Annotated in this window: 19 protein-coding genes, 2 tRNA genes, 2 rRNA genes and 1 pseudogene (1 of these 24 cut by a window edge); 16 read left to right on the plus strand and 8 right to left on the minus strand. The window is 30.0% G+C overall.

The features are described 5' to 3' along the window. Positions 1 to 72: 72 nt before the first annotated feature. Entirely contained in the window at positions 73 to 837 is a 765-nt protein-coding gene (locus PG913_RS03825) for a DUF6503 family protein (protein WP_271231692.1), read from the plus strand. A gap of 9 nt (positions 838 to 846) precedes the next feature. Next, a complete protein-coding gene (locus PG913_RS03830) occupies positions 847 to 1329 on the plus strand; it encodes a GNAT family N-acetyltransferase (RefSeq protein WP_271231693.1) in 483 nt (160 codons plus the stop codon). On the opposite strand, the gene PG913_RS03835 is transcribed toward PG913_RS03830, so the two are convergent. Further along, a complete protein-coding gene (locus PG913_RS03835) occupies positions 1326 to 2519 on the minus strand; it encodes a BaiN/RdsA family NAD(P)/FAD-dependent oxidoreductase (protein ID WP_271231694.1) in 1194 nt (397 codons plus the stop codon). The two genes, PG913_RS03830 and PG913_RS03835, sit on opposite strands and share 4 nt — an antisense overlap. Before the next feature lie 260 nt (positions 2520 to 2779). Between PG913_RS03835 and PG913_RS03840 the strand changes: the two genes are divergently transcribed. After that, positions 2780 to 3448, plus strand: a complete 669-nt coding sequence (locus PG913_RS03840) for an MIP/aquaporin family protein (RefSeq protein WP_271231695.1) — start codon at positions 2780 to 2782, stop codon at positions 3446 to 3448. Between the two features lie 147 nt (positions 3449 to 3595). Here the strand turns inward: PG913_RS03840 and PG913_RS03845 are convergent, their stop codons facing one another. Together PG913_RS03845 and PG913_RS03850 are read right to left on the minus strand one after the other, a co-directional pair. Then, positions 3596 to 4489, minus strand: coding sequence for a response regulator (locus PG913_RS03845; RefSeq protein WP_271231696.1), 894 nt, complete (start codon positions 4487 to 4489; stop codon positions 3596 to 3598). Next, positions 4455 to 5435, minus strand: coding sequence for a sensor histidine kinase (locus PG913_RS03850; protein ID WP_271231697.1), 981 nt, complete (start codon positions 5433 to 5435; stop codon positions 4455 to 4457). Before PG913_RS03850 ends, PG913_RS03845 begins: the two co-directional genes overlap by 35 nt. A gap of 471 nt (positions 5436 to 5906) precedes the next feature. Between PG913_RS03850 and PG913_RS03855 the strand changes: the two genes are divergently transcribed. Beyond that, complete coding sequence (locus PG913_RS03855) at positions 5907 to 10199, plus strand: T9SS type A sorting domain-containing protein (protein ID WP_271231698.1); 4293 nt, start codon at positions 5907 to 5909, stop codon at positions 10197 to 10199. Between the two features lie 37 nt (positions 10200 to 10236). Beyond that, positions 10237 to 10410, plus strand: a complete 174-nt coding sequence (locus tag PG913_RS03860) for a hypothetical protein (protein WP_271231699.1) — start codon at positions 10237 to 10239, stop codon at positions 10408 to 10410. 283 nt (positions 10411 to 10693) lie between these two features. Here PG913_RS03860 and gldG read toward each other — a convergent pair whose 3' ends face one another. Genes gldG through PG913_RS03885 form a run of 5 tightly spaced genes read right to left on the minus strand, consistent with a single transcriptional unit; the run spans position 10694 to position 14746 of the window. Further along, positions 10694 to 12337 carry a gliding motility-associated ABC transporter substrate-binding protein GldG gene (gene gldG, locus PG913_RS03865; RefSeq protein WP_271231700.1) on the minus strand — a complete coding sequence of 548 codons (1644 nt, stop codon included), beginning with the start codon at positions 12335 to 12337 and terminating at the stop codon, positions 10694 to 10696. After that, a complete protein-coding gene (gene gldF / locus PG913_RS03870) occupies positions 12330 to 13049 on the minus strand; it encodes a gliding motility-associated ABC transporter permease subunit GldF (protein WP_271231701.1) in 720 nt (239 codons plus the stop codon). The genes gldG and gldF overlap by 8 nt, the downstream gene beginning before the upstream one ends. Continuing rightward, positions 13049 to 13582 carry a GNAT family N-acetyltransferase gene (locus tag PG913_RS03875; RefSeq protein WP_271231702.1) on the minus strand — a complete coding sequence of 178 codons (534 nt, stop codon included), beginning with the start codon at positions 13580 to 13582 and terminating at the stop codon, positions 13049 to 13051. The genes gldF and PG913_RS03875 overlap by 1 nt, the downstream gene beginning before the upstream one ends. Beyond that, positions 13582 to 13878 carry a putative quinol monooxygenase gene (locus PG913_RS03880; protein WP_271231703.1) on the minus strand — a complete coding sequence of 99 codons (297 nt, stop codon included), beginning with the start codon at positions 13876 to 13878 and terminating at the stop codon, positions 13582 to 13584. The genes PG913_RS03875 and PG913_RS03880 overlap by 1 nt, the downstream gene beginning before the upstream one ends. A 4-nt stretch (positions 13879 to 13882) precedes the next feature. Next, on the minus strand, positions 13883 to 14746 hold the full coding sequence (locus tag PG913_RS03885; protein WP_271231704.1) for an SAM hydrolase/SAM-dependent halogenase family protein: 864 nt from the start codon (positions 14744 to 14746) through the stop codon (positions 13883 to 13885). Between the two features lie 132 nt (positions 14747 to 14878). Between PG913_RS03885 and PG913_RS03890 the strand changes: the two genes are divergently transcribed. The 11 genes and pseudogenes from PG913_RS03890 to PG913_RS03940 all read left to right on the plus strand — a co-directional run. Beyond that, positions 14879 to 15832 (plus strand): PhoH family protein, encoded by a 954-nt coding sequence (locus PG913_RS03890; protein ID WP_271231705.1) that lies wholly within the window; start codon positions 14879 to 14881, stop codon positions 15830 to 15832. A gap of 444 nt (positions 15833 to 16276) precedes the next feature. Next, positions 16277 to 17224, plus strand: coding sequence for a phosphoribosylaminoimidazolesuccinocarboxamide synthase (locus PG913_RS03895; protein WP_271231706.1), 948 nt, complete (start codon positions 16277 to 16279; stop codon positions 17222 to 17224). Continuing rightward, positions 17217 to 17627: a glyoxalase gene (locus PG913_RS03900; protein WP_271231707.1), complete on the plus strand. Its 411-nt coding sequence runs from the start codon at positions 17217 to 17219 to the stop codon at positions 17625 to 17627. Before PG913_RS03895 ends, PG913_RS03900 begins: the two co-directional genes overlap by 8 nt. Then, positions 17605 to 18789, plus strand: a complete 1185-nt coding sequence (gene fabV, locus PG913_RS03905) for an enoyl-ACP reductase FabV (protein ID WP_271231708.1) — start codon at positions 17605 to 17607, stop codon at positions 18787 to 18789. The genes PG913_RS03900 and fabV overlap by 23 nt, the downstream gene beginning before the upstream one ends. Positions 18790 to 18871: 82 nt before the next feature. Continuing rightward, positions 18872 to 19342, plus strand: a complete 471-nt coding sequence (locus PG913_RS03910) for a hypothetical protein (protein WP_271231709.1) — start codon at positions 18872 to 18874, stop codon at positions 19340 to 19342. A gap of 126 nt (positions 19343 to 19468) precedes the next feature. Then, positions 19469 to 20723 (plus strand): annotated as a pseudogene (locus PG913_RS03915) (aminotransferase class I/II-fold pyridoxal phosphate-dependent enzyme). A 109-nt stretch (positions 20724 to 20832) separates the two neighbouring features. Next, positions 20833 to 21558 (plus strand): DUF4294 domain-containing protein, encoded by a 726-nt coding sequence (locus PG913_RS03920; protein ID WP_271231710.1) that lies wholly within the window; start codon positions 20833 to 20835, stop codon positions 21556 to 21558. A gap of 1001 nt (positions 21559 to 22559) precedes the next feature. Beyond that, positions 22560 to 24077: ribosomal RNA gene (locus PG913_RS03925) — 16S ribosomal RNA — on the plus strand. 81 nt (positions 24078 to 24158) lie between these two features. Next, positions 24159 to 24232 (plus strand) — tRNA-Ile (locus tag PG913_RS03930). 86 nt (positions 24233 to 24318) lie between these two features. Further along, a tRNA-Ala gene (locus PG913_RS03935) sits at positions 24319 to 24392 on the plus strand. Between the two features lie 199 nt (positions 24393 to 24591). Further along, positions 24592 to 24697: ribosomal RNA gene (locus PG913_RS03940) — 23S ribosomal RNA — on the plus strand; it runs 2770 nt beyond the window's last position. Together the 16S and 23S rRNA genes with 2 tRNA genes alongside form the textbook arrangement of a ribosomal RNA operon.

The following is a 24697-nucleotide window of genomic DNA, read 5'->3' on the forward strand; positions in this document are numbered from 1 at the left end:
TAATTAAAAATATGTTATGTAAGTTTACTGTAAATATTCGACTGTATTTTAAGCATATAAATTAATCAAAAAATGAAAAAAATAGTATTACTAATAGCAATAAGCACAGTCTTTTTTGCTTGTAAAAAAGAAGTTAAAAATAAGGCAGAAAATAATATCACAGAAAATAAAAAAGCAATATCAAAATATCCTGATGCTTTAGATGCTATTTTTAATGCACACGGTGGTATTGATAATTGGCAAAAAATGAAGACTTTATCTTTCGGGTTAAATAAAGAAGAACATACTACGGATTTACATTCAAGGAAAACGGTTATAAATTCTGCGGATTATTCTTTAGGTTTTGATGGTAAAGATGTTTGGGTTTCTGATACGACTGCTTATAAAAAAGATCCAAAATTTTATTATAACCTTTATTTTTATTTCTATGCGATGCCTTATGTATTGGCAGATGATGGAATAATTTATTCTGAAACAACTTCGTTAGAGTTTGAAGGAAAAAAATATCCAGGGATTAAAATATCATATAAATCAAATGTAGGCTCTTCATCTGATGATAATTATTATATGTATTATGACGCAGTTACTAAAAAAATGAGTTGGTTAGGTTACACGGTTACTTATTTCAGTAAAACAGCTTCGGATAAAATCAAGCTTATTCGATATAATGATTGGGAAAAAGTTAATGGTTTTTTATTACCTAAATCTTTAACTTGGTATCAAAAAGATACAAAAGGTAACCCAACAAAACCAGACGGAAAACCAATAGAGTTTTTATTACCTTTATTAAGTGAAAAATCATTAGGTGTTTCTTTTTATCAAAAACCAGCTAAATAAAGTAATAAAATGATTACAACAAGAAAAGCTACTTTAGAAGATTTACCGATTCTTTTAGAATTTGAACAAGGTATTATTGACTTCGAACGTCCTTATGATTACACATTAAAAGAAGATAGAATATCATATTATGATATTAAAGAAATGATTTTAGCAGATGATGTAGAAGTAATCATAGCGGTTGATACAACTGAAAATACAACAATTAATAATCAAATAATAGTAGGTTCGGGTTATGCCAGAATTGAAAAAGCAAAACCGTATCTTAAACATGATACTTTTGTTTATTTGGGGTTTATGTTTGTAGCACCTACATATCGAGGAAAAGGAATTAATAAATTAGTGATTGATGCTTTACATACTTGGGCAAAAAGCAAAAATATCTTTGAATCTCGGTTAGAAGTATATGCTGATAACCATGGAGCTATAAAAGCGTATCAAAAAACAGATTTTAAAAGTCTTATTGTAAGAATGCGTAGAAGTTTACTTTAATTAGAAATGTTTTTATTTAAATGTTTAGCAACATAAACGCCCATACTAAAACAGGCTTGTAATAAATAACCACCAGTTGGAGCATTCCAATCAAGCATTTCGCCAATACAAAAAGTATTTTTTAATTTATTAAGTTCAAAGTTTTGGTTAACTTCATTTAAGGCAATTCCACCAGTTGTAGAAATCGCTTCATTTAATAGTGCAGAACTTTCTATAACAAGTGGTAAAGCCTTTATTTTTTTAGCAAGAATTTCTTTATTTGTATATTCTTCTTTAGATAAAAGAGTTTTTAAGAGTTCAATTTGAGGCGGACTTAATTTTAAAGTTCTTTTCAGAATATCTGTAGTTCTGTAATTAGAAGATGTTATTTTTTTTAAGATATCATCAAAAGTAAACATTGGTTTTAAATCTAAATAAATAGTTGCTTTTTTACCTTCAGAAAGTTGCGATTGTATTTCAGGACTCAAGGCGTAAATAGCATTTCCTTCTAAGCCAAATTTTGTGATTACTAATTCTCCTTTTTGAGTTTTATTTAAGCAAGAAAGAGCTATGTTTTTTAACGGATTTCCTTCGTTTTTTAAAATAAATTCTGATTTCCATTTTATTTGATATGCACAATTAGCAGGTGAAAAAGGCATTGTTTTTATGCTTTTATCTGAAAAAATACTTGACCAAGCTCCATCAGAACCTGTAATTTTCCAACTAGCGCCACCCATCGAAAAAATGGTGTAATCTGCTTTTATAATAGTTGAATCATTAAAAATTAATTCATTTTTATCGTTCCAACCTTTCCATTCGTAATTGTGTGAAAACTGAACACCTTTATCAATATTAAATTGTTTAATTTTCGATAAAACGCTAATCGGTTTAATTCCTTTTTCAGGATAGATACGATTACTACTTCCAACAAATGTTGGAATTCCGATACTAAGAAGCCATTTTCTTAAATCATCATTTGAAAAATTCAATAACGCATTTTTCAAAAAATAAGGAGGTGTGTATCTTGTAATCATTAAATCAATTTCTTCGCCATGACTCAAATTAAATCCACCATCACCAGCAACAAGAAATTTTCTTCCTACCGATTTTTTTTTCTCATAAATAGTAACATCAAATTTAGTCGTATCTAAAAAAGATGCTGTAAAAAGTGCCGATGCCCCGCCACCAATAATGGCTATTGATTTTTTCATTTTGCAAAATTAACATTTGTTTTTTGAAGGAGTCTTATAAATTTTTAAAAGAAGAAAAATTGATTTTATTTTTTTTAGAAGCAATTTCCCGCTTTCCGCACTCGCTTTTTTTTGAAGAAAAATCAAAAAAAGAGCTCAAACAATTGCTTCAATCGGGGCTAGGCTTCCTGCTTACATTTATATAAAAAGTAAAAGTCATTATATTGTTAAATGTAAATTAAAAGTTAAAATAACTATTATATTTTATTCATATTTGCAGAATGAAGAAAAAATACATTTCAGAATTAATAGGAACATTTGCCTTAATATTCTGCGGAACAGGAGCGATGACGGTCAATGAAATAACAGGCGGAACAGATTTAACTCATACAGGTGTTGCTATAACTTGGGGATTAATTGTAATGGCAATGATATATTCTTTCGGAGAAATATCAGGAGCTCATTTTAACCCTGCGGTAACAATAGCTTTTGCTTATGCTAAAAAATTTGAATGGAAAGAAGTTCCAAAATATATTTTAGCACAATTAATAGGTGCATTATTAGCTAGTTGTATGTTATGGATATTATTTCCTGAAAGCGAATATTTTGGTGCTACAATACCATCAATAGTGCCATGGCGTGCATTTATTTTAGAAATACTGCTAACTTTCTTTTTAATGTTAACAATTATTAATGTTTCATCAGGAAGTAAAGAAGTTGGAATCATGGCAGGTATTGCTATTGGAGCTGTTGTTTTATTAGAAGCAATGTTTGCAGGTCCTATGACAAAAGCATCAATGAATCCTGTACGTTCTATTGCACCCGCTTTAATTTCAGGACATTTAGAGCATTTATGGTTATATATATTAGCTCCTATTTTAGGTGCTTTATTAGCTGTAGTTTCTTGTAAATTAGTTAAAGATGATAATTGTTGTAATGATGGATGTTAGTTTTTTTAGGTTATTCTTGGTAAGAAAAAACAAATAGCAAGGTATTTAGAGCCTGTTTAAAAATAAAACTGTATTATGTTTTTTTAGATAAAACTTAAAACAGGCTCTTAATTTAAAAAGTTTACAAAGAAGAATTTGTTACTTGATTTAATCACGGACTATTAAAAAGCGTTCTTCTAATTTTTTGTAAAAATAAGTTGCATTATACACACCTATTGCTTCAGCAAGTTCTTTTTTTCTAATATTAGGATTTTCATCTAAAAGAATTCGTGCTTTTTGAAGTCGAGCTTCATTAATAACCTCATTTGGAGTTTGTCCTAAAATAAGTTTTGTTTTTCTAAAAACACTACTTCTTGATAAGTTCATTAAATCAGCTAAATCATCTACTCCAAAATTTTTATTTTGAATATTATCTGAAATATAGCTTTTTAATTGTTTATCAAAAAGAAGAGAGTTATTTTCTAAAGAAATTTTTTCTTTGGGAGAAATTTTATCTTCAAGAGCATTAATTTGGTCATATAAAGCTATAGAACGTGTTATTGTAATTCGTAATTGTTCTTCTAAAAAAGGTTTGGTTATATAAGCATCAATTCCTAAACGGAGCATATTTAGTTTACCAACATCGTCTAATCGTGCAGTAATAACGACTATAGGTGTTTTCAAACCAAGGTTTTTTACAGCTTTTACAAGCTCAAGTCCATCCATTACTGGCATCATATAGTCAGTTATTATGGTATTAAAAGTAGCGGTTTTTAAAACATCTAAAGCCTCTTGTCCGTTGGTTACTTCGGTTATAGTATATTTTTTTAAAACTAATTTTAAATAATCACGCATATCGTCATTATCTTCTACAATCAAAATAGATTTTTTGCTTTCTGGAGTAGTTTTTAAAGGGACTGTATTATGTGTTGTGTTTTGGTTGTTTTCTATGGTTAATATTTCTTTATCTTCTGTGTTTTTTTGAATAAAAGTATTAGGAATGGTTATTTTAAAAATAGTTTCTTTTTCAGGAATACTTTTTACATTTAATAAAAACTTCATGTGCTTCTATTAGGTTTTTGGTGAAAGATAATCCGATTCCACTTCCTTGACTTTTAGTAATATGATTTTTAGATTGAAAAAAACGAGTGAAAATTTTATCCATATCTTCTACAGGAATACCAATTCCATTATCAATAATTTCAATATATAAATTTTTATCATAAATAACATTAATACATACTTTCCCTTTTTTATCAGTAAATTTTAACGCATTATGAAGTAAATTATTGATAGCACTTGTAAATAATTCCTCATCTATTAATATGTTTACATTAGGTACTTTTGAAATGGTAAATGAAATGTTTTTTTTATAAAATAAAATTTGATAATCTGTATATAATTTGGTTATTAATAACGAAAAGTCAACAGGTTTTTTGTTTAGAGTTAATTTATTTTCTTCTAATTTACTTAAATCTAAAATGTTGTCTACAATATTTTGAATGTACTGTGTTTGGTTTTGTATCTTTTTCATCATTTGCTTATTCTCTGTATCTTCATCTTTAAAAACAATATGAGAAGAATAACCTTTTATAAGTGTTAAAGGCGTGCGTATTTCATGAGAAAGGTTTACAAAAAAATGAGACTTAAATTGTTCTAGTTCTTTTAAAGCAATTTGTTGTTCTTCTAATAATATTTTATCTTCTAAAACTTTATTTTTTTCAATTTCAAGTAATTGTTCATTTTTGTTGTTTAATTTTTTGAAAAATTTTACAATTAAAAAAACACCAAGAAATAATACCAATGCGTTTAGGTATCCAAAATATTGCTCTGGATATAGTTTCCAATAAATATTAGGTAGATAAAAAGCAGCTATAGAAATAATTAAAGAACCGTAGTGAATATATTTTTCATTAAAAAAGAAAAGTGTAAACAAAGGAATTACAATATATTGATACTCGCCATAATATCCTATATAAGCATAATTAGAATGATAATATAGGATCATAAAAATACTTACTGTAAAAATAATTCGAGATATTTTAGCAAAACCTTTCTTCTGAAAAAAGATAATTGCAACATAAATTGTTATTTCAAAAACTAGTGTGATTATTTTTTCATTGTTTAGTGAATTTGTAAAATAATCAAAAAATAAAAAAAAAATAGCGTCTATAAAAGAAATATAGGTAGCAAGATTTAGAACTCTTACTCGTTTTTTTCTTTTACAGAGGTAACTTTTGAAACCCCTATATCTACTAATTTGTTGTATAATTCCATAAAATAAAAAATTACTGCAAATGTATAAGATAGCAAACTAAAAAAATAACTAAAGTCTGTTATTTCTATTAAATGATACTAATAGAAGATTTTGACACAATTAGAAGGTTAAAACACTCTGTTTTGGTATGTATCAATTTTAAATGAGACTTTTAAAAGTGCTAATCAAAGTAGTTTTGTTGTATAAATTAAATATTTAAATATGAAAACAAAACTATTATTAGTATTACTCTTTATAAGCAGTATTACTTTTTCACAAATTACGAATCCTGTTCAGAATAATCTTGAGCGTTCGTATGAATTTGTAAATGGAAGTTTAACTGATTCTAAAAATGGAGAAAATTTGGTGCAAGGAGCACAATCAACTGTAACTTTAGTTTCAGACAGATATGGAGTTCCAAATGATGCCGTACAATTTAGTAATTATCCGACGACTTCGTATTCTCAATTAACAGCAACACCTGTTGGAGGATCGAGAAAAAAATCATTTAGTCTTTGGGTAAAAACAAGTACTAATGATAATACTTCTAGACATATTGTAAACAACCATACTGCCATGGTTTATTTAAAAGATGGTAAAATAGGAGCACATATTTCTGGATATCATAAAGCAACGGGTAAATCAAAAACTACAGTAGCTATCTCAAAAATGTCAACGACAGCTATTGATGATGGTAATTGGCATCACGTTGTAGTAACTTTGGATGTTAGTGTACCTAATGTTGCGTCTAACTATAGAACATTAACTTATTTATATGATTTTTATATAGATGGTATTCATGAAACACAACAATATCATATAGCGAGTTTTTATGTTGGAGGAGGTTCTCCTACACCACCATATGGTTATGGGTTTAACACTCCTTCTTCATTTAATGTTGGTAGAAATTATGAAGATATTGTTGATGATATTTATGTTTATAATGGTATTTTAACACAAGCAGAAGTTACAACTTTGTATAGTTCTACAGTAACTATTCCTGATGCTAATTTTAAAAATGAATTAATTAATATTGTTGATAATAACTTTGATGGAGAAATACAAGTTTCAGAAGCAGCAAGTTATACAGGGGTAATTAATGTAAGTGGTAAAAATATTGCTGATTTAACAGGAATAGAAGCTTTTAGGCAAGTAACAAATTTAAATTGCTCAAACAATCAATTAACGAGTTTAGATTTAAGTAGAAATATCACTTTAACAACTGTCGATTGTAGTGCAAATCAAATTACAGGAAATATAGATGTAACCAAAAATAAAGCATTAACATCATTTAATATTAGTAATAATAATTTGATAACACTTAATGTTGCGAATACAAATAATGCTAATTTAACAACGTTAAATACAATAACAAATGCTAATTTAGTTTGTATCAGTCCTGATGCTGGATTTACTGCACCTATATCTTGGTTTAAAGATGTTACGGCTTCTTATAGTGATACTTGTTTTCCAAAATTAACAACAAATGTTATTGGTGATGGTAGTATAACTATCAATCCTATATCAGTAGATAATTCTTATACTTATGCTACAGTTGTTACATTAACGCCTGTACCAGCATCAGCAAGTCATCAATTTACAGGTTGGAGTGGAGATGCTACGGGAACGACAAATCCATTAAATATAACAGTTAGTTCTGATACTAATATTACTGCAAACTTTTCATTTACACCAACAACTTTTTACGTAAATAAAAATGTAACTGGCGGAAATAATGACGGTAGTTCTTGGGCAAATGCTTTTGCTACAGTTCAAGAAGCAATAAATGCTGCAGGAGTTTATGGAGATGAAATTTGGATTGCAAAAGGAACATATACACCTCACGCTTCTAATAGAAATACTTCTTTTTATATCAATAAAGATAAATTAAAAGTTTATGGTGGTTTTGTAGGAACTGAAACGCAATTATCACAAAGAGATATGACTAAAATTCATACTGATAATGCTACAATTTTATCAGGAGATTTAAACAATGATGACACTGGTATTTCTTTCGCAGGAACTAGAGTTGAAAATAGTTATCATGTTGTGGAAGTATCAAAAGAAAATACCATGTTAGATGGTTTAATTATTTCTGATGGTCAGGGAGATTTCGTAGCTGCATCTGGAGATAATACTTATGGTGCTGGAATTTTTAAAGCTTTTAAAATAAGAAAGTTTACAATGAAAAACACTGTTGTTAAAGACAATGTAGCACCATCTGCTGCGGGGCTTATGTTAAAATATGATGCGTATCAAGAAACAATTACAGATGCTGTTTATACAATTGATAAATGTATTTTTAAAAATAATTTAGCACAATCAGCTTCAGCGTTACATGTTTCTCCTTATATTAATACAGCAAATACTATTAATTTATCAATAACAAACTCATTATTTGATAGCAATAAAACGGTAGATTATCTTACAAAAAAAGCTATTGGAGGTAGTAATGGTTATATAGAGTCAATGACTCAAGGAACAATAAGTGTTGTTATTGTTAACAATACTTTTGTAAATAGTATGAATAATGGTACTGGAGGAGGAGATTATGCTAGTTTAATAGTATCTAGAAGAAACCCTGGAGTTTTAAATGGCGTAGTTGCTAATAATATTTTTTGGGGAAATACAAGTAATGGAGCAACCTCAAAAGCAATAGGGAATAAACCACATAATTCTTATGTTAGTATAGCTGGTAGTTTTATTTCTAATTCAATTGATGAAGATAATTTTTCAAATCTAACAGGAACTACAAATACAAGTAATGTAAATCCTAATTTAGATGTCGATTTTAAATTACAAGTAACTTCAATAAGTGCTTTAAATACTGGGTCAAACAGTAAGTTACCAAGTAATTTAACTAAAGATTTATCAGGAAATGACCGTGTTTATAACGGTGTTATAGATTTAGGAGCGTATGAATTTACATCAGGAACTATTTCTAATACTGTTTGGACAGGTGCTACTAGTACTGATTGGGAAGTTGCTGGAAACTGGAATAATGGTGTACCAACAAATACTTTAAATGCATTTATTTTTAATGGAGTTGTAAATTATCCTGTTATTTCAAATATATCAGAGGCAAAAGATATTACTATTGAAAATTTAGCAAGTTTAACAATTTCGCCATCTGCAAATTTAACGGCTCAAAATATTATTACGAGTGATAACTTAACAATTGAATCTGATGCGAATAATTATGGAAGTTTAAAAGTTACCAATACTGTAACAGGTATGGCAACATATAAAAGTTATGTTTCTGATAAATGGCATTTATTAGGTTCACCAGTAGTTGGACAAGATGTTGCTTCTTTTGTAACGAATAGTTCATTGGTTAGCGGAACGGTAAATCCAAATAATAAAGGTTTAGGTATTTATGAAAATACTAATGCAAGCCCTTGGGCGTATTATCAAAATACTTTATCGTGGGGTAATTTTTCTACAGCTAAAGGATACGCTATCAAAAAAACTACAGCAGGTACAGTAAGTTTTACAGGAACAGTAAATACTTCAAATATTCAATATACAGGAACAGGAAGTGCAAGTAATACTTTTGAAATGATAAGTAATCCATACACAGCACATCTTAATGCTAATAGTGGAGCAAATAGTGTTTTATCTGAAAATGTAGCAAACTTAAAAAGTACCAATGCAGCATTGTATTTTTGGAATGATATAACAGGAAGTTACGATGTTGTTAATAATGCTAGTTCACCATATCGTTTAGCTCCAGGACAAGGATTTTTTGTGCAAATGGAAAATACTGGTGGTGTAGTTGATTTTACATCAGCTATGTTATTACATCAACAATCATCAAGTTCAAGAGCAGCTGCTCAAACATTTGTGGCTGTAACAATTTCTGATGAAAACACGAGTAAAACTACTCAAATTAAATATTTATCAAATACAAATGATGGTTTAGATATTGGTTACGATGCAGGATATTTTGATGGTGGACAATCAAAAATAGGTATTTACACCAAATTAGCAGACGGAACTTATGGCGATACCAATTTTATGTTACAATGTGTTAATAATGAAAAAGTATCAGCAACGATAATTCCATTAGGAATTAAAACTGCCGAAGCTAGAGATGTTATCTTTTCAGCAAAAGCAATGAATTTACCAGAAAATCTAAATATTTATTTAGAAGATAAAGAAACGAATAAAGTAACGGAATTAAGTAACGGAGGCGAATACAAAGTTACTGTAGCATCAGGTTCAGGACGTTTTTACTTACATACAAAAGCTTCATCAAATTTAGATATATCTGCTCCTGTTATTTTAGATACAAAAATTAGTGTTTATAAAACAGATAATAATACACTTGTTATAGATGGTTTAAAAGAGAATGCAACCGTTAATTTATACAGTATTTTAGGTAAACAAGTATTCACACAAGAAATAACGAATACAACTAAAACAGTTTCTTTACCAAGTTTATCAACAGGAATTTATGTTGTAAAAGTACAAGCAGGAACAAATCAAATAAGTAAAAAAATAAGTATTAAATAATTAGAAGATAATTTAATATTTAAAAAATTAAAAAGAGATGAAAAAAATAGATAAAAAATTAAAAATAGATCGTAAAGAGGCTTTAAAAAAGATAGGGAACTATGGTAAATATACTGCCTTAACTGCCTTAGGGACGTATTTAATTTTAAACCCACAAAAAGCACAAGCTCAATCACCTATAGATGGAGGACCTGGAGGTAATAATTTTTAAAAATTATTTTTATTGTTTTTTGTTTGTTTGAAAAGGGGAAAGTTGCTATTCCTTAATGATTAAACGAGTTGTCATTTGGCAACTCGTTTTTTTGTACTTTGTTATAAAACTAATTTTGTTTTTTAGTGAATAGTATTTAAAATTGATAAAAGATAATAATTAGAAGCAATTTCCCGCTTTCCGCACTCGCTTTTTTTTGAAGAAAAATCAAAAAAAGAGCTCAAAAAAATGCTTCAATCGGGGCTAGGCTTTTTTTATCATTTAAGAAATATGCTAAATATTATTATTTAGCATATTTCTTTTTTCTTAAATAATTAAAACCAAAACCGAATAAACCAAGTAAAATTAATGGAACACCGATATTTATAAATTGCCAAAAGCGTTTTTCAGTATATGCTTTTTGTTTATCTAATAAATTAATAGTGATTGATTTATTTCGTAAATTAATTAAACCAGTATCATCAAGTAAATAATCGATTGTATTTATTAAAAATGCTTTGTTTCCAAATTGTTCACCTGTCCACTTATCTAATGATAAATCGTGTGGTTTTCCTTTTAAAATTTGATTTCTAGCAACATCACCATCAGCAATTACTACCATTTTATTAGCCTTACTTGTCGATTTAAAAAGAGCTGTATTAAATGGTTTTGTTCTATTTTTATATGCAGAATTAAATTTCCCTTCTAATAAAACAGCTAAAAGTTGTGAACCTCTATTGTATTCTTTTTCTTTAGGTTGCTTTGCAATACTTTGTAATTCAACAAAATTAGGAGTTCCTATTTTTTTTGTTAATACTGATGTTACCAATAAAGGTGTTTTTTTTAGATTTCCTTTTAAGGTGTCTATTTGTGTTGTAAATCGAAAACGAACAGGAGCAAGGTTTTTAGTAATTGAATGATTTGGATTTCCATTTACTAACGGATGATAAAACCAATTTAAGTGTTGGAATTGTGCTTGATTTCCTAAATTACCTGTTGCTAAAGGAATTTTAGCCGAATATAAATCTTGAATTAATTTGTTATTAATACGAACTTGATAACTAAATAATAAATCGGTTAGGTTTAAATCACGAGGAAAAGCTAACATTTTTCCTGTATCGTATAAACTATCGGTATCTGCATAGTTTGTGTCAACCATCCATAAAGTTTTACCGCCGTTTGTAATAAACTGATCAAGAGTGAATTTTTCTTGTTCGGTAAAACGTTCGGTAGGTTTTGCGATAATAGCTAAATCGTATTTAGTTAAATCATTAACTGTTTTCTGTGGATTTTTAGCAACGCTATCTAAAGTAAATTTTGCTAAATGATATTTTTTACCAACTTCACTTAATAAGCTATACAAATGAATATCTTCTAATTCGCCGTTACCAGCAATTACAGCAATTTTTTGTTTTTCTTTTGTTGTGATATTATGTATTGCATTCGCAAAAGAAAATTCTAACTTCTCAATTGCCTGTTGTAGTTGCGATTCTTGTGTTTTTGCAACGGTGTTTGGTAATAAAGAAACGAGTTCTGTTTTTTGACCGATGCTAATTTCTGCCCAAGGAAAAATAATAGCTTCGGATAATTTTCCGTCTTCTTGAACAGTTAATTGACTCGGAAGCATTCTTTTTTTAATTAGACTTTCGCGAATATTAGCAGGATTTATAAATCGAAATTGAACATTTGAATTTGTTGCTTTTAATTCTTCTAAAAACTGACGAGTTTCGGTTTGTAAGCGTTTAAATTCAGCAGGAAAATTACCTTCTAAATATACTTTTATAAAAATAGGACTCTCTAATTTATTTAATAATGATTCGCTAATTTCAGAAATTGTATAGCGTTTATCTTGAGTTAAATCGAATCTTTTATAAACTGAATTAGAAAGATAATTTATCAAAAATAATCCGAAGAAAGCAAGCGTGATATGTTGTAGCTTTTTATTCATTTTTTAATTGTTGTTTGGTGATGAATAAAAAGAAAAAAGTAACAGTAATAAAATAAATAACATCGCGAGTATCTACAACGCCACGACTAATACTTTTAAAATGTTCGTTCATTCCAAATTGTTGTAGTGTATATCCTGAGTTTCCGAAAGACTCACTTAGAGCGTCAAATCCGTAGAATAAAATAAAAGTAATAAAGATGCCTAAAATAAAAGCTACAATTTGATTTTTAGATAATGTAGAAGTAAATAAACCAATAGCAGTATAAGTTGATGCTAAAAATAATAAACCTAAATATGAGCCAATTGTACTACCAATATCTAAATTACCAACAGGGTTTCCGAGTGTGTAAACGGTGTAAACATATGTTAAAGTCGGAATTAATGCAATACAAACTAATAGTAATACTGCGGTAAATTTTCCTAAAACAATTTGCCAATCAGTTAGTGGCTTTGTCTTTAATATTTCAATAGTTCCGCTGTTAAATTCATCAGCAAAACTTTTCATGGTAATTGCAGGAATCAAAAATAAAAATAACCAAGGCGCTAAATAAAAGAACGAACTTAAATCAGCAAAACCAGCATTTAAAATATTGAAAGTATCTTTAAAAACCCATAAAAATAAACCATTTACGAGTAAAAACACCCCAATAACTAAGTAAGCTATTGGGGATGAAAAAAATGAGTTAACTTCTTTTTTAAGTATAGGGTACATTATTCTTGTGTTATGTCGAGACGAAAAATATGATTGTCTTCAAATAAATCATCTTTTCTGTCTGATTGTAAAATAAATTGGTGTTTTTCTAATAACGCTGTTGAATCACTATTATTTTGATGAGTAAAAGCTTCAATAGTTTTTAATTGTAAAGTATCCGTATTAAACTCTAAAACAGTTTTCATACTTTCATCCATGAAACCTTCTTTTTGATAATCAGGATTTAATTCATAGCTAATTTCTGCATAACTGTTTTCTAAATCAATAGCATGAAGATCAATTGTACCAACAATAGTATTGGTTTTAGCTAATTGTATTGCCCAAAAAACACAGTTTTCTGTTTCAAATCCATCTAAACAAGTTTGGATAAAAGCTTCTGCATCATTTAAATTTTTAGGGGTTTCTCTAGTAATCAATTTATTTATTGATTTATTAGAGCGCAATTTAAAAATAGCTCTTTTATCTTTTAAAGATAATTGGCGTAATGTTAATCTTTCTGTAGAAAGTTCTGGGAAAATTGTAGGGTAATTCATTATCGTAAACTTATGGTTTTATCAACACTCCAAGCTAGAGGTTTATCATTAAATAAAATTTTTGTTTGTGTCCAAATGTCTTTAAATAAATCAGAATTTCGATAGTTTTCTAAATCTTGTTCATTTTCCCAATAACTATAGGTGAAAAAAATATCAGAATTTGTTTTATCTCTATATAGTTCTAATAAACGACAACCAGGTGCATTTCTTATGTATTCTTTTTTAGTATTGAAATTGGCTAAAAATTCGTCAATTTTATCTGAATGAAAACTCATTTTTACAATCCGTACAAACATTTTTTTAACTTTTAGCTGTAAATTTAGCACTAGGAATGGCTTCAAATTCAATGGTAATAGTATCTCTATAGCCTAAGCCTAATAAACTAGAAGCACCTCCAACAGTATTTAAATTACTTCGATAAATAGCAATTTCTAAAAATTCTGAAGAATTAAAAATGGCTAATTTTTCGCCATCATAGTTTCTTTTTTCTTTCGGTATAGAATAATCTACAATTTCGTTATAACGTTTGTAAATTTTAGTAAAGTTATATCGTTTGGCTGTAATTATAAAATTACGTCCTTTTCCTACAGATTTGAAAAGTTTTTTATTGATATTCGTAATTACGTTTCCATAATTATCAATATAAATAATTCCTCCAATAATAATATTTTTATGTTTATTTATTTTTGGTTGAATTTCAACACTATTTTTATAAGAGTTTATTTCTTTACCAATAATATTTAAGCTACCACCACGAGCAATGTGTGATGCTACATATACAAAAACATCTAAAACAGGAAAACTAGTTTCAATATGGTTATGAATATTTATTTCAACAATTTTTGTCGGGTTTATATCTGAAGTAATCATTGAAATTAAGCCGTTATCAGGACAAATAAAATAATGATTATCTAATTCAACAGCTATATGTTTGTTTTCAACACTTAATTCAGAATCTACACCAATAATATGTATTGTTTTATCAGGAAAGCTTTTATAGGTGTTTTTTAAAATGTAAGCTGTTTCGGTAATATTAAAAGGTGTTATATGATGCGTAATATCAACAATTTTTGCATCAGGTAATTCACTATAAATAGCTCCTTTTACTGCACCTACAAAGTGGTCTTTTGTTCCAAAATCGGTTGTCAAAGTAATTAGAGACATTAAATATAATAGCGTATTAATTATTTGTTAAGTAGTTTACTAAAAATAGTAAACTAAATTTTATAGCGAAATTACGTAATTCAATAAAAATAATCATTATTTTTAAAGTGAATAATTTAAAACAGATATCATTTGAACGAACGTACCATTGAATTAACAGAAATCGATCCAAATGAATTTTTTGGAGCGCAAGATAGCACTATTACGGAGCTAAAAAAGTATTTTCCTAAAGTTAAAATTGTAGCAAGAGGAAATAAATTAAAATTATACGGAGATCCTGAAATTTTAGATGAGCTAGAAAAACGGTTAGAAATGCTAATTAAATACTTTAATAAGTATAATAAATTAGATGAAAACAGTATTGAGCGCGTTTTAACAGCAACAGGAAAAGAAGAAGATATTCGTAAATCGGGTAAAATTGAAGGCGTTTTAGTACACGGAGTTAATGGTAATTTAATAAAAGCACAAACCTCAAATCAGCGTAAAATGGTTGATTTGATGGGTAAAAACGACATGCTTTTTGCGGTAGGTCCTGCGGGAACAGGAAAAACTTATACCGCTGTTGCATTAGCTGTAAAAGCATTAAAAGAGAAAGAAGTACGTAAAATAATATTAACACGTCCTGCTGTTGAATCTGGTGAGAATTTAGGTTTTCTTCCTGGTGATTTAAAAGAAAAACTAGATCCGTATATGCAACCTTTATATGATGCTTTGCGTGATATGATTCCGCGTGAAAAATTAGAATCACATATTGAAAAAGGAATTATACAAATTGCACCTTTAGCATTTATGCGTGGGCGTACTTTAGATAACGCTTTTGTTATTTTAGATGAAGCTCAGAATACAACCCATAATCAGATGAAAATGTTTTTAACCCGAATGGGGAAAAATGCGAAATTTATCATCACAGGAGATCCTGGGCAAATAGATTTACCACGTAAACAAGTTTCTGGATTGAAAGAAGCATTGTTGGCATTAAAAGATATCGGCGGTATTGCACAAGTATATCTTGATGATAAAGATGTAGTACGTCATCGATTGATAAAGAAAATAATTAAAGCTTATAAAAGTATAGAGACAGAATAGTTTTTATGGAGCAAAGACAAAGATTATCTAGAAAGAGAAATTGAAAGACTTATTGCATTCTTAGAAAAATTATTAAATGTTAATAATATAGAAAATGGTAGTTTAGAACAAATTGATGAAGCGCTTGAAAAAGAACTAGGTTTTGTTTTTTTAATATTAAAAATGAAAAATTAGCTGTTTTATTAGAAAAGCAAGAAGTTGCTATTTTAATGTCATTATTGAATTTTATTAATGAGCTAGCGTTAAGAACACCTATTAATAAAGATAAAAAACAATTGCTTTTAAAGGTAATTGATGAAAAACGAGGCATTTTTAGTTTTGAAAGAAAACTTTAATGATAGCGTTATAATTTTGATGATTCTTCTTTTTTATTCTTTGTAAGAAAGAAATAAAAAAGAAGAATAAATAACATATTTTTGCATTGAACAACACAACAAAGAAAGCGTGAATACAATTAACGAGACTAACTTTCAATTCCCAAAGCAAAAGTCAGTTTATAAAGGTAAAGTAAGAGAGGTTTATAATATAGATGATGAGTTATTAGTAATGATAGCTTCTGATAGATTATCTGCTTTTGATGTAGTTTTACCACGTCAAATTCCTTATAAAGGTCAAATTTTAAATCAAATAGCAACCAAAATGATGAACGAAACAGCTGATGTTGTTCCGAATTGGTTGCACGCAAACCCTGATGAAAACGTAGCAATAGGACATTTATGCGAACCTTTTAAAGTAGAAATGGTTATCCGTGGTTATATGTCTGGTCATGCAGCGCGTGAATATAAAGCTGGTAAAAGAGTTTTATGCGGTGCTACAATGCCTGAAGGAATGAAGGAAAATGATAAGTTTCCAACACCAATAATTACGCCTTCAACAAAAGCCGAAAATGGAGATCATGACGAAGATATTACTCGTGAAGAAATTTTATCTAAAAATGTAGTTTCTGAAGAAGATTATATCGTTTTAGAAAAATATACTAGAGATTTATTTCAAAAAGGAACAGAAATAGCAGCTTCTCGTGGCTTAATTTTAGTAGATACTAAATATGAATTTGGTAAAACTAAAGAGGGTAAAATTGTTTTAATTGATGAAATTCACACACCAGATTCTTCTCGTTATTTTTATCAAGAAGGATATGCTGAACGTCAAGAAAAAGGTGAAAGCCAAAAGCAATTATCAAAAGAATTTGTGCGTCAGTGGTTAATCGAAAATGATTTTCAAGGAAAAGATGGACAAGCAATTCCTGAAATGTCAGATGAAAAAGTAATCGAAATTTCAAACAGATATATTGAATTATACGAGCAAATTACAGGTGAGAAATTTGTAAAAGCAAGTACTGAAAATGTATTAAATCGTATTGAAAAAAATGTTGTTAATTTTTTAAATGGATAACAACAAAATAAGTATTCGTCCCGTATTAAATTTATCCTCTGAAATTCCTGTAGAAGATTTTCAGAATAAAACAATACGACCAATTTTAAAATTACAACACGACCTTATTTTACAATTTTTTATCTTTTTCTGTAAGAATCAAAAAGTAGATATTATAAATATCGAAAAAGAAAAATTTAATAAAGCGGTGAATAATATCACCAAAAAAAATATAAATTTAAAAAATCAGTTTTTAGGCTTAATTATAGGACAGTTTACCGTTGGTGAATTTGAATTTTATAAAGACAATAATACTGATATTAATAAAAGAATTTTAACGATGATAGGGCAACGAATAAAAGACAGCCAATCAGAAATTAAAAGTTTTAAAACTAACGATAATGATAATAGAACCAAGAACTAGAGGGTTTATTTGTTTAACATCTCATCCAACGGGTTGTGAGCAAAATGTAAAAGATCAAATAGCATACGTACAAGCTAAAGGAAAAATTGAAGGAGCAAAAAAGGTATTAGTTATCGGAGCTTCAACAGGTTTTGGATTAGCATCAAGAATATCAAGCGCATTTGGTTCAGATGCTGCAACAATTGGTGTTTTTGATAAACCAGCTACTGCTGGTAGACCAGGATCTCCAGGTTTTTATAATACTGCTGCTTTTGAAAAAGAAGCAACAAAAGCAGGTTTATATGCAAAAAGTATCAATGGAGATGCTTTTTCAAACGAAATAAAAGAACAAGTTGTTAACTTAATCAAAGAAGATTTAGGTCAAATTGATTTAGTTATTTATAGTTTAGCATCACCAGTAAGAACGCATCCTGTATCAGGAAAACGTTTTAAATCGGCTTTAAAACCAATTGGAGAAGTTTTTACTAATAAAACAGTAGATTTTCATACAGGAAATGTATCTGAAATCTCTATAAATCCTGCCGAAGGCGAAGATGTTGCCAATACGGTAACCGTTATGGGTGGTGAAGATTGGAAAATGTGGATGGATGCTTTACAATCTGAAAACTTATTATCAGAAGGAGCTACTACAGTTGCATATTCTTATATTGGTCCTGAAGTAACAAAACCAGTATACAGAAACGGAACAATTGGAGCGGCTAAAGATGATTTAGAAGCAACAGCTTTTACTATTTCTGATGATTTAAAATCAATAGGAGGTAAGGCATATGTTTCAGTAAATAAAGCATTAGTAACACAGGCAAGTTCTGCTATTCCTGTAATTCCGTTATATATTTCATTATTATATAAAATAATGAAAGAAAAAGGAATTCATGAAGGGTGTATCGAGCAGATTCAACGTTTATATAGCCAACGTTTATTTGGTGGCGATTTAGATTTAGATGCTAAAGGAAGAATCAGAATTGACGATTGGGAAATGCGTGAAGATGTACAAGCTGAAATTGCTGAGTTATGGAAAAATGCAACGACTGAAAATTTAACTGAAATTGGTGATTTAGAAGGATACAGTACTGAATTCTTTAAATTATTTGGTTTTAAAGTTGATGGAGTTGATTATGATGCAGATGTTAACGAAATAGTTAACGTTCCAAGTATTCAGTAAATCAATAAAAAATAAATTGAAAAACCTCACAGATATTATGTCTGTGAGGTTTTTTAGTTATATTTAATTTTTAAATTAAATTATGGAAACAGCTACAATTAAAGCATTAAAAGATGAATTAAAACATCAAAATACAAATCAATTATTAGAATTATGTTTGAAATTAGCTCGATTCAAAAAAGAAAATAAGGAGTTACTTACCTATTTGTTGTTTGAATCTGATGATGAAGAACGTTATATATTAGGTGTAAAAAATGAAATTGATGTCTTATTTGAAAATATCAATACTAAAAGTTATTTTTTTATCAGAAAAAGTGCCCGAAAAATATTAACAAGTACTAAAAAATACATTCGTTTCTCAAAGAAAAAAGAAACCGAAGTAGAGTTACTTATATATTATTGTGTAAAACTTAAAAATTTTGCACCTTCAATAAAAAATAGCCCACGATTACAAAGTATATTAACAACTCAAATAAAGTTGATAGAAAAATTATTAACAGGACTTAATGAAGATTTACAATATGATTATCGAATAGAGCTAGATAAATTATAAAATGACAATATAACTTCTGTCTTAATCTATTTATATCATATTCTGAAAAATAATCAACTAGTTAACAATTTTGAAAATCTCTTAAAAATCGTTATTTTTGCAGCTAATAAAATTACAAAAGTAACAATGACTAAAGATTTATTTGAAAGAATTAAAGATGATAAAGGGCCTTTAGGGAAATGGGCTGATAAAGCAGAAGGGTATTTTGTTTTTCCTAAATTAGAAGGGCCAATTTCTAATAGAATGTCTTTTAACGGAAAAGAAGTAGTTACTTGGAGTATTAATGATTATTTAGGTTTAGCAAATCATCCAGAGGTTTTAAAAGTCGATGGAGAATCAGCAGCTACTGACGGATTAGCATATCCAATGGGAGCACGTATGATGTCTGGTCATACAAAATATCATGAGCAATTAGAACAAGAATGTGCCGAATTTGTAGAAAAAGAAGCATCTTATTTAGTAAACTTTGGTTATCAAGGAATGGTTTCGGCTATTGATGCTTTGGTTACTAAAGATGATATTATTGTTTATGATATGGATACTCGTGCTTGTATTATAGACGGTGTTCGTTTACGTGCGGGGAAACGTTTTGTGTACAGACATAATGATATTGAGAGTTGTGAGAAAAACTTAAAAAGAGCCGTTAGAATGGCAGAAAAAACTGGCGGAGGAATTTTATTAATTTCTGAAGGAGTTTTTGGTATGCGTGGTGAGCAAGGTCGTTTAAAAGAAATTATAGCGTTAAAAGAAAAATATAACTTCAGAATTTTAGTTGACGATGCTTCGTGGTTTCGGAACTTTAGGTGAAGGAGGAAAAGGAACTGGTTTTGAACAAGGTGTGCAAGAAGGTATCGATGTTTATTTTGCAACATTTGCAAAATCTATGGCTGGTATTGGAGCTTTTTTCGCAGGAGATAAAGATGTAATTCAGTATTTACAATATAATATGCGTTCGCAAATGTTTGCTAAATCGTTACCAATGCCAATGGTAAAAGGAGCATTAAAGCGTTTAGATATGTTACGTACTATGCCTGAGTTAAAAGAAAACTTATGGAAAATAACGAATTCATTACAATCAGGTTTACGTAATGCTGGTTTCGATTTAGGAACTACGCAAGCATGTATTACTCCAGTATTTTTAAAAGGTGAAATTCCTGAAGCAATGGCAATGGTTCAAGATTTACGTGAAAATCACGCTGTATTTTGTTCAATAGTTGTGTATCCTGTAATACCAAAAGGATTAATTATTTTAAGATTAATTCCAACAGCAAGACATACAGAACAAGATGTTGATGATACAATAGTAGCTTTTTCAGCAATTAGAGAAAAATTAGAAAACGGAACTTATAAGCAAATAGCAGAAGTTATTATGGCTGAATAATTTTACGTAAATAATAAAAATAAAAAACTCAGTGAAATATTTAAGTGAGTTTTTTGTTTTAAAAAAGAAACGAATACCTTTATCTTTGAATTTCTTTCAGATAGTAAAAATGAAAAAAATCATATACATATATATATTATTATTTACTTATATTTCTATAGGACAAATAAAAGATACACTTCCGAATTTGAATGAAGAGTATTTTTTATTAAAAAATGGAGATAGTTTAATGATTACTTTAAATGAAGTTGCAGTTTTTCCAAAACACAAATTTAAAGATAAGTTAGATATAAATTATTATTATTGGTTTCGTAAAAAAGTTTTTAAGGCATATCCGTATGCTGTTCTAGCAGCCAGCAAAATAGATAGTGTCGCTTTGCGTTTGTCTAAGATTAAATCAAAAAGAAAAAAAAGAAAGTATATAAAAAAAACTCAAAAATACCTGCAAGAAGAGTTAACAAATCCATTAAAAAAGTTAACAAGAACCGAAGGAAGGGTTTTGTTAAAATTAATTCATAGGCAATCAGGTAAAACAGCTTTTAATAATATAAAAGAATTACGAAGTACTTGGAAAGCTTTTTGGTACAATACAACAGCAAATGCTTTTAAGTTGTCATTAAAGAGTGAATATCAACCAGAAATAAAAAACGAAGATTTTTTAATAGAAGATATTTTACAACGTGCATTTATTGATGATAAATTAGAATATCAAGTTCCAAAACTAAAGAAACCGTATAAAAATATAGTTTCAAAAGGTAGGGGAGATATAAATGTAGAAGTTTACAAAGAACTATTTGTGAAAATACGAAAAAGACGTGCCAGAAAAAACAAATAAAAAAAAATATTTTAGACCCTGTTTAAATTTAATCTAAAAAGAGTTTTATAGCTGAAAAATTGAATCCGTCAAACTGAATTTATTTCAGTTTCACACCCTGATTTGCCGTAGTTCTTAAGATTATGTGCTGCTGAAATAAATTCAGAATGACGTTTATATCTTAAAAAAGATACTTTATTTGAAATTTAAACAGGCTCATATTTTGTTAACTAAGTTTTTTAATAAGGATTTTCAGTAGCAATTTCCCGCTTTCTGCACTCGCTTTTTTTGTTTTTTCGAAAAGAAAAACAAAAAAGAGCTCAAACAAATGCTTCAATCGGGGCTAGGCATTTGTACAAAACTATTATAATTCTTTATTTTATTGATTATTTAGAGTTTTTTAAAAACAAGATTTCCGTCATGCTGAATTTATTTCAGCATCACATAATACAAAGAACTATGGAAAATAAGGATTTTAAAAAAAATAAACCAGCTGTAAACCGAATAAAACAGTTGCTTTAAATTCAAATAATTAAAAAGAATAAAAAAAACTTTAATTAAGTGATTGAAAAACAATTAATTAAAAAACACTTTCAAAGTAAATAAAAAAACATGCTTGCTATTCCAATAAAAGGACGTAGATTTGCAACCGCTAACGGAAAAACGCAAGTTTAAAAGTTAACAAGGTTCATTAAAATATCGTTAAGTATCACATTAATAAAATGTAAAAAATAAGTTAAATTTAACTTGTTTAAAACAAATAAAAGAATGTATATTTGCAACCGCTTTCAGAAAGCGTAACGATTAAAGAAATTTGGAAATGACAATATAAAGTCAGTTAGTTCGATTCTAACGTTTCTACAAAAAATGATAAGCGTAAAAACTTATCTCTGGTTTTTTTTAAAGAGAACTAGGTTCATTGAAAATATTGAAATTGACAGCGTAAATAAGAGTAGAATAACCACAACTTCTAACGAAGTTAAATTCTTTTGAAACTTATTCATTAATATTATTTAAAATATACAATGAAGAGTTTGATCCTGGCTCAGGATGAACGCTAGCGGCAGGCTTAACACGTGCAAGTCGAGGGGTAACAGGTAGCTTGCTATGCTGACGACCGGCGAACGGGTGCGTAACGCGTATAGAATCTGCCTTGTACAGGAGGATAGCCTTTAGAAATGAAGATTAACACTCCATAATGTGTAGAAGAGGCATCTCTTTTGCATTAAACATTTATGGGTACAAGATGACTATGCGTCCTATTAGCTAGATGGTAAGGTAATGGCTTACCGTGGCAACGATAGGTAGGGGGTCTGAGAGGATTATCCCCCACACTGGTACTGAGACACGGACCAGACTCCTACGGGAGGCAGCAGTGAGGAATATTGGTCAATGGAGGCAACTCTGAACCAGCCGTACCGCGTGCAGGATGACTGCCCTATGGGTTGTAAACTGCTTTTATACAGGAAGAAACCGATCTACGTGTAGATCCTTGACGGTACTGTAAGAATAAGGACCGGCTAACTCCGTGCCAGCAGCCGCGGTAATACGGAGGGTCCGAGCGTTATCCGGAATCATTGGGTTTAAAGGGTCCGCAGGCGGTCAATTAAGTCAGAGGTGAAATCCCATCGCTCAACGATGGAACTGCCTTTGATACTGATTGACTTGAGTTATATGGAAGTAGATAGAATAAGTAGTGTAGCGGTGAAATGCATAGATATTACTTAGAATACCGATTGCGAAGGCAGTCTACTACGTATATACTGACGCTGAGGGACGAAAGCGTGGGGAGCGAACAGGATTAGATACCCTGGTAGTCCACGCCGTAAACGATGGATACTAGTTGTTGGACTTCGGTTCAGTGACTAAGCGAAAGTGATAAGTATCCCACCTGGGGAGTACGGTCGCAAGACTGAAACTCAAAGGAATTGACGGGGGCCCGCACAAGCGGTGGAGCGTGTGGTTTAATTCGATGATACGCGAGGAACCTTACCAGGGCTTAAATGTGGTCTGACAGCTTTAGAGATAGAGTTTTCTTCGGACAGATCACAAGGTGCTGCGTGGTTGTCGTCAGCTCGTGCCGTGAGGTGTCAGGTTAAGTCCTATAACGAGCGCAACCCCTATTTTTAGTTGCTAACAGGTTAAGCTGAGGACTCTAGAGAGACTGCCGGTGCAAACCGTGAGGAAGGTGGGGATGACGTCAAATCATCACGGCCCTTACGTCCTGGGCTACACACGTGCTACAATGGTATGGACAATGAGCAGCCACTGGGCGACCAGGAGCGAATCTATAAACCATATCACAGTTCGGATCGGAGTCTGCAACTCGACTCCGTGAAGCTGGAATCGCTAGTAATCGGATATCAGCCGTGATCCGGTGAATACGTTCCCGGGCCTTGTACACACCGCCCGTCAAGCCGTGGAAGCTGGGGGTGCCTGAAGTTCGTTACCGCAAGGAGCGACCTAGGGTAAAACTGGTAACTAGGGCTAAGTCGTAACAAGGTAGCCGTACCGGAAGGTGCGGCTGGAACACCTCCTTTCTAGAGAAAGATGGTGAGTTACAAAAGGAAAGTTTTACTCTTTGCTGTTAATTTTAAAAAACACTAATAACAAGCTATTATAGTCTCATAGCTCAGCTGGTTAGAGCGCTACACTGATAATGTAGAGGTCGGCAGTTCGAGTCTGCCTGAGACTACAAAAAGCAAGTTATTAGAAAGGAAATTCTGGAAACTAGAGGGTTCTAAATTCGTAATTCTGAATTCATAATTCTGAATTTCAAATGGGGGATTAGCTCAGTTGGCTAGAGCGCTTGCCTTGCACGCAAGAGGTCATCGGTTCGACTCCGATATTCTCCACAACGGCATAAAGTTGTTCACAAAAAGTTTAAATACTTGTCAGTGGCGACTCGCCACAAGTTCATTGACATATTGGTAAAATGATATCGTAAAGAAATCAAGATAGAGAAGTTAATCTTCGGATTAACAACAATATTTTTATAAAAATAAATAATTATAAAGAGCTCGTTCTAAACATTTATGTTTAGAGCAAAAAGTACAATAAGCTAAATAAGGGCGTATGGCGGATGCCTAGGCTTTCAGAGGCGATGAAGGACGCGATAAGCTGCGATAAGCTACGGGGAGGGGCACATACCTTATAATCC

It is taken from the genome of Tenacibaculum pacificus, assembly GCF_027941775.1.
In the GTDB taxonomy this organism is placed as follows: domain Bacteria; phylum Bacteroidota; class Bacteroidia; order Flavobacteriales; family Flavobacteriaceae; genus Polaribacter; species Polaribacter pacificus_A.